We start from the raw sequence: 13,546 nt of genomic DNA, 5'->3' as shown, positions 1-13,546 counted from the left end.
CCCGGGCGGGCCTACCCCAGGTCGAAGGTGTTGGGCAGCCCGAGCCGGTAGCGGAGTTCGTCGACCCGCTTCAGGGGCTCCATCTCCGGCGGCCGGTACAGCTCCCAGATCTCACACGGCTCGGCGTCCGAATTGTCCGCGTCCAGGAGGGCATTGACGGCCCGTCGCGCGGACTCGTTGGCGCCCTCCATCGTCGCCAGGTCGACATCGGTGTGGACGTAGTCGCCGGCGAGGAAGAAGTTCGGGACCTTCGTACGGGCCGAGGGGCGGTTGTAGAGCGTGCCCGTGGGGTGGATGAGGAGCTGTTCCCGGTTCTGCGGGTTCGGGCCGCCCAGGCCCGTCACCGCCGGGTCCATGAACCAGCCGAGGCGGTCCTCGTCCGTGAGGGTCGTCTTGCCGGCGTCGTTGAGGCCGTCCTTCAGCTGGGCCCACAGCTCGGCGACGATCTCGTCCTTGGTGCACTCCTTGGCCGTCTTTCCGTACAGGATGCCGGGCTTGTCCCACTCCGAGATGATCGCGGACAGACAGTCGTGGGCCTGTCCGTCGCCGTAGTCGCGTGAGAAGTCCCTTACGTCCCAGAACTGGGCCTGTCCGACGCCCGTCACCGACCAGGGCGAGTCGAGGCAGTTGATGTGGCCGTGCACGACGGGGGTGGGCGTGCGCAGGTAGAACATCACGCCGGTCATCCAGTCCGTCCGCAGTGCGTCGCACCTGGCGAGCTGCGGGTCGGCGGCGCGCAGGGCCTGCCCCCACGTCCCGCGCGCGTGCTCGACGGGCATCGCGGAGACGTAGTGGTCGGCGGTGACCGTGCGCTCCTGGCTGCCGTCGCGGGCCGAGACGCGTACGCCGGTCACCCGGCCGCCTTCGTACACGACTTCCCGGACCTGCGTCCCGAGCACGAACTCGACGCCCAGCGAGCGCAGATGCGTCTCCCAGGGGTCGATCCATGCCTCGCTGGTGGGGGCGTTGAGGACGCGGTCGATGTCGGCGTCGCCGTCCAGGCCGCGGCCGAGGAGGCCCCAGAGGATCAGGGCCTCGATGATGATGCGGCCGACGGTGCGGGTGGAGGCCACCTCCGCGCGCGTGGCGACGAGGTTGCGGGTCTGGCCGATGCCTAGGAGGGTCCGGTACTCCTCGCTCATCTCCTCGGCGCGGATGAAGTCCCACCAGGCGGTCTTCTCCCACTGGTCCTCACGGCGGGCGTCGCAGCTGGTGAGGTGGACGAGGAGGCGGTCGGCGAAGTAGGCGGCCTCATGGGCGGGGAGGCGGGTGCCCAGGTCCAGGGCGGAGAGGATCTGGTCGCGGATCCAGGACGGGGTGATGTCACCGGGGGCCGGCGGCGTGGTGAGGCGGCGCAGGGGGAAGTGCAGGTCCGGGCGGCCGGAACTGCGGGCGAACAGCTCCTCGGTGGCGCCCCGGAGGTTGTCGCGGACGCCGCCCGCGTTGCCGGGGAAGGGGATGCGGCGCATCGTGTCCGGCAGGTTCCGGTAGAAGCCGGGGAAGAAGCGGAAGCCGTGCTCGGCCGGGAGCGGCCCGCGGCCGCCGGTTCCCGTGCCCGGGACGGGCATCGAGCGGGCCTTGCCGCCGAGGACGTCGTAGTACTCGTAGACGGTGACGGCGTAGCCGCGTTCGGCGAGTTCGTGGGCGGCGCTGAGGCCGGAGACTCCACCGCCCAGGACGGCGACCTGCTTGCCGGAAGAGACCGCGTTCGCGCGTCCGGCGGGCCATAAGGCGAGGGCGCCGGCCGCTCCCCCGGCGCCGGCGAGGAAGCGTCTGCGGGTGTGGCCGGTGTTCTCCTGCGACTGCTGCGCGTGTTCTGTTGTCATGAATACCGGAGGGTAGGGAGGGGCTTCGCAGGCCGGAACCCCGTTTTCCCGCCACCCACAGCATCCTCACAATCACAAGGAGACACAGACATGCCCAGCGTGTTCGTACAGGGAAGGCCCGTCGACTCGTATCCGCAGCTCGCGCCGGAGGCCCGGGGTGGGAAGGTGCGGCGCGTCACCGAGGTCGGGGAGGAGGTCCTGCACAAGCCGTGCAGGGACGTCACCGAGTTCGGGCCGGACCTCGCCGCGCTCATCGACGACATGTTCCTGACCATGTACATCGCCGAGGGAGCCGGGCTCGCGGCGAACCAAGTAGGCGTCGATCTGCGCCTGTTCGTGTACGACTGCCCGGACGACGACGGGGCGCGGCACGTCGGGCACATCGTCAACCCGGTGCTCGACCCGCTCGCCCCCGCCGGGCGCCGGCTGCTCGACGAGAGCGAGGGGTGCCTGTCGGTGCCGGGCGCCGTGATGGACGTACCGCGTCCGGACCGGGCCGTGGTGCGGGGGCTGGACAAGGACGGGGAGCCGCTGGTCATCGAGGGGACCGGGTACTTCGCGCGCTGCCTGGCCCATGAGACGGACCACGTGAACGGGCAGGTCTACCTTGACCGGCTCTCCAAGCGGGAGCGCAAGGACGCGCTCAGGCAGGTGGCGGACCGGCGCGACGAGGTGTTCGCGCGCCGGGCCGCCAACCTGGAGGCCCTGAAGGGTTAGGGCCGGACGGCCCCTGAGGCCTGTCAGGGCTCACGCCTTCGGGGCCACCTTGCTCAGTCCGTTGATGATCCGGTCCATGGCGTCGCCGCCGGTCGGGTCCGTGAGGTTCGCCAGGAGCTTCAGGGTGAACTTCATCAGCATGGGGTGGGTCAGGCCGCGCTGGGCCGCGATCTTCATGACCTTCGGGTTGCCGATGAGCTTCACGAAGGCGCGGCCGAGCGTGTAGTAGCCGCCGTAGGTGTCCTTGAGGATGCGCGGGTAGCGCTGGAGGGCCAGTTCGCGGCTCGCGGGCGTCGGGCGGGCGTGGGCCTGGACGATGACGTCGGCGGCGAGCTGGCCGGATTCCATGGCGTAGGCGATGCCCTCGCCGTTGAAGGGGTTCACCAGGCCGCCGGCGTCGCCGACGAGGAGCAGCCCGCGCGTGTAGTGGGGCTGGCGGTTGAAGGCCATCGGGAGGGCTGCGCCGCGGATGGGCCCGGTCATGTTGTCCGGGGTGTAGCCCCAGTCCTCGGGCATGGAGGCGCACCAGGCCTTCAGGACCTCGCGCCAGTCCAGCTCCTTGAAGGAGTCCGAGGTGTTCAGGACTCCCAGGCCCACGTTGGACGTGCCGTCGCCCATGCCGAAGATCCAGCCGTAGCCGGGGAGCAGGCGGTCCTGGGGGCCCCGGCGGTCCCAGAGTTCCAGCCAGGACTCCAGGTAGTCGTCCTCGTGGCGGGGCGACTCGAAATACGTGCGGACCGCGACGCCCATCGGGCGGTCCTCGCGGCGGTGCAGGCCCATGGCCAGCGAGAGGCGGGTCGAGTTGCCGTCGGCGGCGACCACCAGCGGGGCATGGAAGGTGACTTCGCGCTTCTCCTCGCCGAGCTTGGCGTGGACGCCGGTGATACGGCCGGTGCGGTCGTCGATGATCGGGGCGCCGACGTTGCAGCGCTCGAAGAGCCGGGCGCCCGCCTTCTGGGCGTTGCGGGCGAGCTGCTCGTCGAAGTCGTCGCGCTTGCGGACGAGGCCGTAGTCCGGGAAGGAGGCGAGATCCGGCCAGTCCAGCTGGAGGCGGACGCCGCCGCCGATGATGCGCAGACCCTTGTTGCGCAGCCAGCCGGCCTCCTCGGAGATGTCGATGCCCATCGCCACGAGCTGTTTGGTGGCGCGCGGGGTCAGGCCGTCTCCGCAGACCTTCTCGCGCGGGAACTCGGTCTTCTCCAGCAGGAGCACGTCGAGGCCGGACTTGGCGAGGTGGTACGCCGTCGTGGAGCCGGCCGGGCCCGCGCCCACGACGATCACATCGGCGGTGTTCTCGGAGAAGGGCTCGGGGGAGGGCTCGGAGTGGGGCTCGGTCACGACGGTCACGGCGGGATCTCCCCAAGTTCGAAAATCTCTGTGCCGAGCGGCACTGGACACAGGCAGTCTATTCAGCAGAATTGATCACCCGGCTGAAGGGCTGCCCTCGTGAACCGAGCTCTCCCCGTAGTACGGCTGCGCGTCCCCACCGACGAGGACGCGGTCGCCTGGCACCGGCTCTTCGACGACCCGGATGTCATGGAGTTCCACGGCGGCAGGCCGGCGGCCCTCTCCGTCTACGAGGAGCTCACCGCGCGCCAGCGGCGGCACGACGCGGAGCTCGGTTTCTGCCTGTGGACCATGGTCGACGAGACCGGGCGGGCCGTCGGGTTCACCGGAGCGCAGCCCTGGCCGCAGGACTGGGGGCCCAAGGGCGAGATCGAGATCGGGTGGCGGCTCGGGCGGGAGTTCTGGGGCAAGGGGTACGCCACCGCGGCCGCGCAGATGACGCTGGAGCGGCTGCGGGCGGCGGAGGTGCCGAGCGTGGTGGCGATGGTGCTGGCGGGCAACGAGCGGTCGATCGCGGTGACGCGGCGGCTGGGCATGCGCCTCGCCGAGGTCTTCACGACGCCGGCCTCGCAGCGGAAAGGGCACTGCTACCGGCTGGACCTGTGATCCAGAAAAATTACGCAGAGTAACCGACTGCTACAGAAAGACACTTGGCGCTTCCGGTCGACACCCCCGGGCGGTTACCCTTCCAGTACCGCTGGGGGTGACATCTGTGCGAATAACACCCAAAACACCCGAAGTGCGCGTACCACGGCTTGTCGGACTGATGGCCATGGACGCGCGCAAGACTGCCGAGGCGACCGGCCTCTTCCTGAATGCGCCGGACCGGCCCGACTTCCACCAGACCGTGGTCGAGTACGTCGTACGGCAGTACCCGCAGCCCAATGCCGAGGTGCCCCGGGACTCCGTGATCTACGTGTGGTTCGACTTCGGCGAGGGAGAAGGCGGCGGAGGCGTGCGCGAGCCGCGGATCCCCAGGCCACCCTCGGGCGGGCTGCAGCGTGAGCTAGACGAGCCGGGCGACCCGTACGTCATCAGCTCCGCTTGAACGTGAGCTCTTGAGCGTCGGCTCTTGAGCATCAGCCCTTGAATGTGAGCCGCTGAGCGTCAGCTCTTGAACCCACGGTGCAGGGCCACGACCCCGCCCGTGAGGTTGCGCCATGCCACCTTCGACCAGCCGGCCTTCTGCAGGTGCTCGGCCAGCGCGGGCTGGTCGGGCCAGGCACGGATGGACTCGGCGAGGTAGACGTAGGCGTCGGGGTTCGAGGAGACCGCGCGGGCGACCGGCGGCAGGGCGCGCATCAGGTACTCGGTGTAGACGGTGCGGAAAGGCGCCCAGGTCGGGTGCGAGAACTCGCAGATCACGACCCGGCCGCCGGGCTTGGTCACCCGGTACATCTCACGCAGGCCGGCGTCGAAGTCCTGCACATTGCGCAGCCCGAAGGAGATCGTGACGGCGTCGAAGGTGTCGTCCTTGAACGGCAGCCTCGTCGCGTCGCCCGCCGTCAGCGGCAGCCAGGGGTGCTTCTTCTTGCCGACCTGGAGCATGCCGAGGGAGAAGTCGCAGGGGACGACATACGCGCCCGTGCGGGCGAAGGGCAGCGAGGACGTCGCCGTGCCGGCGGCCAGGTCCAGGATCTTCTGCGCGGGCCGGGCGTCGACCGCCCGGGCCACCTCCTTGCGCCACACCCGGTCCTGGCCGAGCGACAGCACGTCGTTCGTCAGGTCGTACCGTTCCGCCACGTCGTCGAACATCGAGGCGACTTCGTGCGGCTGCTTGTTCAGGGAAGCGCGGGTCACCTCGCCATTGTTGCAGCCCGCCCTCACGGAACGAGTCTGGGCTTCTTCTTCGCGGCCACGTCCTCCACCCAACCGCACAGCACGATGAACACGGCGATCAGGATCCAGCCGATGCCGAACATGAACCACTGGCTCTCCAGCGGCAGCCACTTCTCGAACGCGGGCACGTTCCAGAACTGGTCGATCAGCGGGACGGCCAGGACCAGCGCGATCTCGTGCCAGAGATAGAGCGTCACGGCGCGGGCGTTGAAGATCGTGACGATCCGGTCGGTGCGCCGGAAGCGGGTCAGCCAGGCGAAGTCGATGCGGAAGCAGGCCTTCGCCCACATCAGCAGCATGACGTAACCGGCCGACCAGAAGGCCTGGGCGAGCGGGATGTCGTCGAGGTCGTACGAGCCCGTCTCCTGCTGGTGTGTGAAGGCGTACCAGCCGCCGTAGACGACCGCGCCGACGGAGAGCACCACGACCAGGGCCGGCTTCATCCGCTGCAGGACGCCGTCGCGGTGCGCAAAGCCGAGGATCCAGCAGAAGAGGAACGTCGCGAGGTCGGTCAGGGCGCTGCCGAAGCGGTTGTCCGGGGGCTCCCAGAGGAAGTGCAGGACCAGGATCGGGGCGAGGGAGAGGAACAGGACCGCCACAGGGGCCAGGCGGAAGACCCTCAGCAGGAGCGGTGAGAGGAGCACGAACCAGAGGTACGTCCGCAGATACCAGAGGATCTCCCAGGCCTGCATGCCCCACGCATTGCCCGGCGGGTCGCCGAGCGGCACGACCCAGTAGACGATCTGCCAGCCCGGCATCCAGCCGTGGATCAGCATCGCGAGGACCACGAACAAGCCCCAGAACCAGAACGGGGGCAGCAGCCGGCGCATACGGCTCTTGATCACCTTGAGCGCCGGGCGCTCCAGCGACTTCGCCATCAGGGTGCCGGCCAGGGCGAACATGATCCCCATGGAGGGGAAGACCATGCCTGCCCAGGCCCAGCCGAAGGTGTGGTAGGTGACGACCCTTATGAGCGCTACGGCACGGAGGGTGTCGAAGTAGCGGTCCCTTGCGGGGGGCTTGGGCGGGGGCGAGGGGTCGGCTTCCGTACCGCCGGTTTCAGCCGTGCCCGGCGCTGGGGGCTGTGCCCACCCGTTCCGCCCTGCGGAACGACTGCCCACAGCCGGGACAGCGGGGACAGCGGGGTCTACGGCGGGAAGAGGCGCCCCCCTTCGGTGTGAACCCATCTCAGCTCACCCCCGCCGGAGTCCCGACCTCGCCGGTCCGCTTCAGCTTCTGCCAGCGCAGGCGGCCGCCCGTGAGGGCCGTGATGCAGGAGTGGATGAGGACCAGGTACATCATCTGGCGGTAGGCCAGTTGCTGCAGCGGCATCATCAGCAGGTACCGGTACTTCTCGCGGTCCAGGCGGAACGCGTACGCCGCGCACAGGAGTTGGACCCCGAGCACCGCGAGCCACGCGAGCAGCGCCGCCGTGAAGTCGACGAAGATCATCGAGTAGACGGTGAACACGTCGATGAGCGGGGCGAAGACCGGCGTGATGATCTGGAAGATGACGACCAGGGGCATGCCCACCCGGCCGAAGCGGCCCGAAGGTCCCTTGTCCGTGAGGGACTTGCGGTGCTTCCACAGCGCCTGCATGGTGCCGTAAGACCAGCGGTAGCGCTGCGACCACAGCTGCTTGAGCGAACCCGGCGCCTCCGTCCAGGCCCTGGCGTGCTCCTGGTAGACGACCCGCCAGCCCTCGCGGTGCATGGCGATGGTGATGTCGGTGTCCTCGGCGAGGGTGTCCTCGCTCATCCCGCCGACCTGCAGCACCGCCTCGCGGCGGAATGCGCCGATCGCGCCCGGGATGGTGGGCATGCAGCGCAGCAGGTCGTACATGCGGCGGTCGAGGTTGAAGCCCATCACGTACTCGATGTGCTGCCAGGCGCCGATGACCGTGTTGCGGTTGCCGACCTTGGCGTTGCCGGCGACCGCGCCGACCTCGGGGTCCGCGAAGGGCTGCACCAGCTCTCGTACGGTGTCCGCCTCGAAGACGGTGTCGCCGTCCATCATCACGACGATGTCGTAACTGGCGCTGCGCACACCGTTGTTGAGGGCGGCGGGCTTACCGGCGTTCTCCTGGCGGATGACCCGGACGTTCGTCATGCCCAGGGAGCGGGCCGCCTCACGCGCGATCTCGGACGTGCCGTCCGTCGAGCCGTCGTCGACCACGATGACCTCGATCGGATGGGTGGACTGTGCCAGCGACTCGAGCGTGTTGGCGATGCACTCCTTCTCGTTGTACGCCGGGACGATCACGCTCACCGGCCGGGTGACCGGCGCTCCCCAGCTGAACCGGCGTTTGTTGCGCTGTCTGTAGTGCCGGCGGGCGAGGATCACCATCATCCCGAAGCGGCCCATGACGGCCACGCCCACGACCATCAGCCCGACCGAGAGCACCGGCAGCGCGTACTCGGCGACGGCCACGGCCACGATGAGCGCCTTGCCCTCGTAGAGGATCGCGCCGGTGGCCGTGCGGTGTGCGGCCTGGAGCCGGGCGGAACCCGAACCGCCCTGCGCGGCCTGCCCGTTGGAATCGACGGCGGGCTGCTCTCCCGTGGCACCCGCGGCACCGGTCCCCGCGGGGGCGCCCGTCTGCCCGCTGCCCGCAGGCGCGCCGGTCTGCTGACCCGCCGACTGCCGGTTGCTTGCGTTCTGCTTCTCGATGACGCCGCTGATGGTGGTGAAGGTGTAGCCCTTCGCCTTCATCTTCTTGATGTAGGTGGGCAGAGCCTTGACCGTCTGCTCACGGTCGCCGCCCGCGTCGTGCATGAGGACCGACGCACCCGAAGTCCCCTTGGGCGTGGCCCAGTTGACGATCTTCGAGACGCCCGGCTTCTTCCAGTCGTCGCTGTCGGTGTCGACGAAGACGCTGGTGTAGCCGTCCTGGCCGAGCTTCTTGTAGACGGGCCAGCTGTAGTTGTCGATGGCGTCCGTCTCCGAGGAGTACGGCGCCCGGAACAGCGTGGTCGTGATGCCGGCCGCGCCCGCGAGCGCGAGCTGGGTCTGCTGCATCTCACGGTTGACGCGGGCGTCGCTCTGGTAGGAGAGGTCGACGTGGGTGAAGGTGTGGATGCCCACCTCGTTGCCCTGCTCGACCATGTCCTTCACGATGCCCGGGTAGCGCGAGATCATCGAGCCGACCAGGAAGAACGTGGCCGGGACGTCGTTCTCCTGGAGGATCTTGAGGACCGCGGGCGTGTAGGTGGGGTTCGGGCCGTCGTCGAAGGTGAGGGCGATGGTCTTGTTCGGCACCGAGACCGTCGTGGCCCGGCCGCCCCGGAAGCTGAGGATCGGCCCGCCGTCGAGGATCTTGTCGGGTACCTTGCTGGAGCTGGCCCCGGTGCGTACGCGCTGGTCGCCGCCGACCTCGGCGCGCAGATAACCGTCGAGCAGCATCACGCTGGTGAGCCCGAGCAGGAACAGCAGGGCGAGGATGACTCGCGGCTTCTGCAGCGCCGCGGCCTTGCCCGCCGCCCGCTGCATACGGGTGGGTGCGCGGCGGCGGCCGCGGGAGGTGGTTGTCGTCATAAGTCTGGCTGCGTTCCGGTCAGTCGGCCGCGGTGGCCGACGCGGAGGCGGACACGGACGGGGCGGAGCTCGGCGGCTCGCCGGTGGAGGTGCCCGTGGGCGGGGTGCCGCTGGGCTTCACGGGCGGGGTGCCGGTGCCGCCCTGCGGCACGGCGCCGCCGGGGCCGGAGTTGCGGGCGCCGGCCGGGCCGCCGCCCGCGAAGGGCAGCAGCGAGGACGGGGTCGCGGTGCCGATGCCCATGAAGGCCAGGCCCAGGACGACGGCGTACCCGAGACACAGGACGCCGGCGAGGAGACCGATCCGGCGCAGCAGCTTGGAACGGCGCCCGGAGTTGTCAACGAACACGGGCCCCTCGACGGACCCGTTGCCGCGTTTGCGGCGGCGACCACGTGAGGTCGCTCGGTTTTCGATGGCAGGCTCGGAATGCATTCCCCAGACATTAGGCAGCCTTTATGTGACCCGGGCCAGTCTTCTTGTGAGGCGCATATGAGAAACGCCTTAACCTGTCTCTTACCTGTGGAATCCCATGAATTCCTGCGCAGCTCACGATTAGGGGGAACGCATCGAATGCCCCATTTAATCGGTCCGGAAAGACCGATTCATACGATCCGTCCCGTGTATTTCCTGTGTATCAGCCGTCTTCATGAACACGGGCTCCGTGTGAGACGTTTCCCTTTCGAATGAGACTTTGTTTCACGCCTGAGACAGAAATCACGAAACTTACACGAGAGCGGGTACATACGAATGCCGAGTTTCCGGAAGCCGCTGGCCGGGTTCACTTTCCTGTTTGCCCTGGCCACGGCGGGCTGTTCGGCGGGCTCCGGCAGCACGTCGGACGCGGCCCCGGAGCCTGAGCAGAGCAGCAGTGCTTCAAGCAGTGCTTCCTCCACGTCGTACGCCCCGTACGTGAGCGCCACGGAGGCCTCCGACAGCGACTCCAGCGGCTCCCCCTCGACGTACAACCTGGCCTTCGTGATCTCCGACGGCAGCGACTGCACACCGAAGTGGAACGACGAGTACGCCCTGGCCAACTCGACGGTGAAGTCCCGGATTTCGCAGCTCAAGGAGGACGGCGCCACCGTCCGCGTCTCCTTCGGCGGGGCCTCCGGCAAGGAGTTGGCGTCCACCTGCGCCAGCGCCTCCAAGCTGGCCGCCGCCTATGCCAAGGCACTGGACGCGGCCGATTCCACGCAGGCCGACTTCGACATCGAGGGCGACGAACTGACCGACTCCGACTCGGTCGCCCTGCGCTCGGAGGCGATAGCCCTGCTGCAGAAGGAGCGCAGCGATCTGGAGGTCTCCTTCACCCTCCCGGTCATGCCGTCCGGCCTGGACTCCGACAGCCTGGCGCTGCTCGAATCCGCGAACAAGTACGACGTCCAGGTCTCCACGGTCAACCTCATGACCATGAATTACGGCGAGTCGTACACGGGCGACATGGGCGACTACGCCCTCACCTCGGCCAAGGCCGCCCACACCCAGCTGAAGAAGGTGTTCGGCCTGTCCGACGCGGGCGCCTGGCAGGGCATGGCGCTCACCTCGATGATCGGCGTGAACGACATCGACAACGAGACGTTCACGCTGTCCGACGCGGCGCAGGTGCGGGAGTTTTCCCTTGAGAAGGGGATCGCTTGGGTGTCGATGTGGTCGACGTTCCGGGATCGGCAGTGTTCGGCCGGGAGTTCGGGGAATGACGACGCTGCGACCAACTGCAGTGGGGTGAAGCAGAGTTCGGGGGCGTTCGGGGTGGCGTTTGCAGGTTGAGTGTTGGGTGCGGGTGGGTGGGGGCTGGTCGCGCAGTTCCCCGCGCCCCTAAAGACCTCTACCGGCGCCGGTGTACGAGGCGCCCGGCACACACCGTGGCGATACATGCGCCGGTCTCGTCGAATACGGCCAGGTCGGCGCGGGTCGTCTCGCTGAGCACCGCCGGTTGGACAACCGGGAGGACCATCACGTCGTTCCGGTGGGCCGCCGCGCGGAGTTCCGGTGTGTCGACGTACTGCTCCAGGATGGCCACCGCACCCGACTTCAGTACGGCGTGGATGCGTTCGCGTGGGGACGGGGCGTCCGGAAGCGGGCCTTCATGGATGCGCCCGGGACCGAGCACCCCGGGCCAGCGCCGCACCCGGGCGTCCGGGAACCGCTCCCGGACCTCCGCCAGCGTTCCCACCGCGGCGATCCGGTTCCCCTCGACCGCCACGGCGCCGTCCTTGACGGGCTCGGAGTCCCAGCCGTACCGGACCTCGTCCGCCGCGTGAATCGTCAGCACAGTTACGCCAGTTGACAGATGCGTCAGTTGGTGGAGAGCAGCTTCAGCTCGGGATGCGCCGTGCCGCCCGCGATCGCCGTGGACGAGATGTGGGACATCACCCGCTCGTCGACGGGGTCGTTGGCCGGGTCGTCGTGGACGACGATGTGCTCGTAGGTCGTGGTCCGCTGGGCGGGAACGCGCCCGGCCTTCCTGATGAGGTCGATGATTTCGAGCCGGTTGGAGCGGTGCTTGGCGCCGGCCGAGGAGACGACGTTCTCCTCCAGCATGATCGAGCCGAGGTCGTCGGCGCCGTAGTGCAGGGACAGCTGCCCGACCTCCTTGCCGGTGGTCAGCCAAGAGCCCTGGATGTGCTGGATGTTGTCCATGAACAGCCGCGCGATGGCGATCATCCGCAGGTACTCGAAGAGCGTGGCCTGGGTGCGGCCCTTCAGGTGGTTGTTCTCGGGCTGGTAGGTGTACGGGATGAAGGCGCGGAAGCCGCCCGTCCGGTCCTGTACGTCACGGATCATCCGGAGGTGCTCGATGCGCTCGGCGTTGGTCTCGCCGGTGCCCATGAGCATGGTGGAGGTGGACTCGACACCCAGCCCGTGCGCCGCCTCCATGATCTCCAGCCAGCGCTCGCCGCTCTCCTTGAGGGGCGCGATGGCCTTGCGGGGCCGCTCGGGCAGCAGTTCCGCGCCCGCGCCCGCGAAGGAGTCGAGGCCGGCGGCGTGGATACGGGAGATGGCCTCCTCCACGCTCACCTTGGAGATCCGGGCCATGTGCTCGACCTCGCTCGCCCCCAGGCTGTGGATGACGAGCTGCGGGAACTCCTCCTTGATGGCGGCGAAGTGCTTCTCGTAGTACTCGACGCCGTAGTCCGGGTGGTGTCCGCCCTGGAACATGATCTGGGTGCCGCCGAGTTCGACGGTCTCCGCGCAGCGCCGCAGGATGTCGTCCAGATCCCGCGTCCAGCCCTTCGCCGTGTCCTTGGGGGCGGCGTAGAAGGCGCAGAACTTGCACGCCGTGACACACACGTTCGTGTAGTTGATGTTGCGCTCGATGATGTACGTCGCGATGTGCTCGGTGCCGGCGTACCTACGGCGGCGTACGGCGTCGGCGGCGGCGCCCAGCGCATGCAGCGGGGCGTCGCGGTAGAGGTCGAGTGCCTCTTCGGGGGTGATCCGACCACCGGCCGCGGCACGGTCGAGGACGGACTGAAGGTCGGCCTTCTCGGTCACCGGGGCGTCCCTTTCGTCAAGGGTTGTGGACAGACCTGACCAGCCTACGTCAGGCCGCGTACGCCCCGATCAGCAGCCCGAGGAACGCCCCGCCGATCAGGAACGGCCCGAACGCGATGGTCGTCTTGCGCCCGGCCCGCCGTACGACGACGAGCGCGCCGCCGTACAACGCCCCGAGCAGGAACGCGGCGAGGGTGCCGAGCATCACCGTCGGCCAGCCGTACCACCCCAGGGCGGCGCCCAGGCCCAGCGCCAGTTTGACGTCCCCGAAGCCCATGCCGCCCGGGTTGACGAGGAACAGCACGAAGAAGAAGGCGCCGAGCGCGAGGGCGCCGTACAGCGCCGTCGTCCAGTCACCGGCGTGCTCGGGCAGCAGCGCCGCCACGCCGAGCAGCACGAGGGTGACGCCCGCGAGCGGCAGCGTCAGGACGTCGGGCAACCGCTTCACCCGCAGGTCGACGACCGCCAGCAGCACCCCGACGGGCCCGAGCAGCAGCCAGACACCGAGCTCGGGGCGGGTCCCGGTGGCGGCGGCGAGGCCGGCACAGACGAGGGCGGTGGCGAGGGAGAGGGCGGCGACGCCGGGGCCGTACGCCTGCTTTCGTACGTCGGAGCACTCACCGCACCGGGCCCACCCGATCCAGCCCCCGATCGGATGCCCGCCGGGGCACAACTCCCGCCACGCCTCCTCGGCCGGCACGGAGAACCGATAGGCGGCCCTCGGCAGCAACATCCCCGCTGCCGCGCCCCAGAGCGCGGCGACGGCGATCAGCAACCCGGTACTCACCCC

General features: G+C 69.0%; 13 protein-coding genes. 4 read left to right on the top strand and 9 right to left on the bottom strand.

Annotated features, from left to right (window positions below):
- Positions 1-11 precede the first annotated feature (11 nt).
- On the bottom strand, positions 12-1,826 hold the full coding sequence (locus P2Q00_RS46710; protein WP_275780981.1) for a hydroxysqualene dehydroxylase: 1,815 nt from the start codon (positions 1,824-1,826) through the stop codon (positions 12-14).
- Between the two features lie 90 nt (positions 1,827-1,916).
- On the opposite strand from P2Q00_RS46710, the gene def reads away from it, so the two are divergent.
- Entirely contained in the window at positions 1,917-2,543 is a 627-nt protein-coding gene (gene def, locus P2Q00_RS46705; protein WP_275780980.1) for a peptide deformylase, read from the top strand.
- Positions 2,544-2,573: 30 nt separating this feature from the next.
- Here def and P2Q00_RS46700 read toward each other — a convergent pair whose 3' ends face one another.
- Positions 2,574-3,890, bottom strand: a complete 1,317-nt coding sequence (locus P2Q00_RS46700; protein ID WP_275780979.1) for a geranylgeranyl reductase family protein — start codon at positions 3,888-3,890, stop codon at positions 2,574-2,576.
- 99 nt (positions 3,891-3,989) lie between these two features.
- Here P2Q00_RS46700 and P2Q00_RS46695 point away from each other — a divergent pair, with 99 nt between their 5' ends.
- Positions 3,990-4,496, top strand: coding sequence for a GNAT family N-acetyltransferase (locus tag P2Q00_RS46695; RefSeq protein WP_275780978.1), 507 nt, complete (start codon positions 3,990-3,992; stop codon positions 4,494-4,496).
- A gap of 133 nt (positions 4,497-4,629) precedes the next feature.
- The gene (locus P2Q00_RS46690; RefSeq protein ID WP_275780977.1) at positions 4,630-4,938 is read left to right on the top strand and encodes a PASTA domain-containing protein; all 309 of its coding nucleotides are present in this window, start codon (positions 4,630-4,632) and stop codon (positions 4,936-4,938) included.
- A 59-nt stretch (positions 4,939-4,997) separates the two neighbouring features.
- Here the strand turns inward: P2Q00_RS46690 and P2Q00_RS46685 are convergent, their stop codons facing one another.
- Genes P2Q00_RS46685 through P2Q00_RS46670 form a run of 4 tightly spaced genes read right to left on the bottom strand, consistent with a single transcriptional unit; the run spans position 4,998 to position 9,609 of the window.
- Positions 4,998-5,690 (bottom strand): demethylmenaquinone methyltransferase, encoded by a 693-nt coding sequence (locus P2Q00_RS46685; RefSeq protein WP_275780976.1) that lies wholly within the window; start codon positions 5,688-5,690, stop codon positions 4,998-5,000.
- Between the two features lie 23 nt (positions 5,691-5,713).
- Positions 5,714-6,916 (bottom strand): acyltransferase family protein, encoded by a 1,203-nt coding sequence (locus P2Q00_RS46680; protein WP_425579594.1) that lies wholly within the window; start codon positions 6,914-6,916, stop codon positions 5,714-5,716.
- 1 nt (position 6,917) lies between these two features.
- Positions 6,918-9,263: a bifunctional polysaccharide deacetylase/glycosyltransferase family 2 protein gene (locus tag P2Q00_RS46675; RefSeq protein WP_275780974.1), complete on the bottom strand. Its 2,346-nt coding sequence runs from the start codon at positions 9,261-9,263 to the stop codon at positions 6,918-6,920.
- A gap of 19 nt (positions 9,264-9,282) precedes the next feature.
- Positions 9,283-9,609: a hypothetical protein gene (locus P2Q00_RS46670; protein WP_338059420.1), complete on the bottom strand. Its 327-nt coding sequence runs from the start codon at positions 9,607-9,609 to the stop codon at positions 9,283-9,285.
- Positions 9,610-10,008: 399 nt separating this feature from the next.
- Here P2Q00_RS46670 and P2Q00_RS46665 point away from each other — a divergent pair, with 399 nt between their 5' ends.
- Positions 10,009-11,028, top strand: coding sequence for a chitinase (locus P2Q00_RS46665; protein ID WP_275780972.1), 1,020 nt, complete (start codon positions 10,009-10,011; stop codon positions 11,026-11,028).
- A gap of 58 nt (positions 11,029-11,086) precedes the next feature.
- Here the strand turns inward: P2Q00_RS46665 and P2Q00_RS46660 are convergent, their stop codons facing one another.
- The 3 genes from P2Q00_RS46660 to P2Q00_RS46650 are packed head-to-tail and all read right to left on the bottom strand — an operon-like array spanning position 11,087 to position 13,489.
- Complete coding sequence (locus P2Q00_RS46660; RefSeq protein WP_275780971.1) at positions 11,087-11,533, bottom strand: imidazolonepropionase-like domain-containing protein; 447 nt, start codon at positions 11,531-11,533, stop codon at positions 11,087-11,089.
- Positions 11,534-11,556: 23 nt separating this feature from the next.
- Positions 11,557-12,756 (bottom strand): cyclic dehypoxanthinyl futalosine synthase, encoded by a 1,200-nt coding sequence (gene mqnC / locus P2Q00_RS46655; RefSeq protein ID WP_275780970.1) that lies wholly within the window; start codon positions 12,754-12,756, stop codon positions 11,557-11,559.
- A gap of 49 nt (positions 12,757-12,805) precedes the next feature.
- On the bottom strand, positions 12,806-13,489 hold the full coding sequence (locus P2Q00_RS46650) for a prepilin peptidase (protein ID WP_425579600.1): 684 nt from the start codon (positions 13,487-13,489) through the stop codon (positions 12,806-12,808).
- Between the last annotated feature and the right edge of the window lie 57 nt (positions 13,490-13,546).

It is taken from the genome of Streptomyces coacervatus (assembly GCF_029223485.1).
In the GTDB taxonomy this organism is placed as follows: domain Bacteria; phylum Actinomycetota; class Actinomycetes; order Streptomycetales; family Streptomycetaceae; genus Streptomyces; species Streptomyces coacervatus.
Note: the sequence above shows the minus strand (reverse complement) of the source record. Positions and strands in the feature narration are given on the sequence as shown.

Coding starts and splice junctions, on each gene's coding strand:
- P2Q00_RS46710 (WP_275780981.1), bottom strand. CDS start 1,826: ATGACAACAGAACACGCGCAGCAGTCGCAGGAGAACACCGGCCACACC.
- def (WP_275780980.1), top strand. CDS start 1,917: ATGCCCAGCGTGTTCGTACAGGGAAGGCCCGTCGACTCGTATCCGCAG.
- P2Q00_RS46680 (WP_425579594.1), bottom strand. CDS start 6,916: ATGGGTTCACACCGAAGGGGGGCGCCTCTTCCCGCCGTAGACCCCGCT.
- P2Q00_RS46675 (WP_275780974.1), bottom strand. CDS start 9,263: ATGACGACAACCACCTCCCGCGGCCGCCGCCGCGCACCCACCCGTATG.
- P2Q00_RS46665 (WP_275780972.1), top strand. CDS start 10,009: ATGCCGAGTTTCCGGAAGCCGCTGGCCGGGTTCACTTTCCTGTTTGCC.
- P2Q00_RS46650 (WP_425579600.1), bottom strand. CDS start 13,489: ATGTTGCTGCCGAGGGCCGCCTATCGGTTCTCCGTGCCGGCCGAGGAG.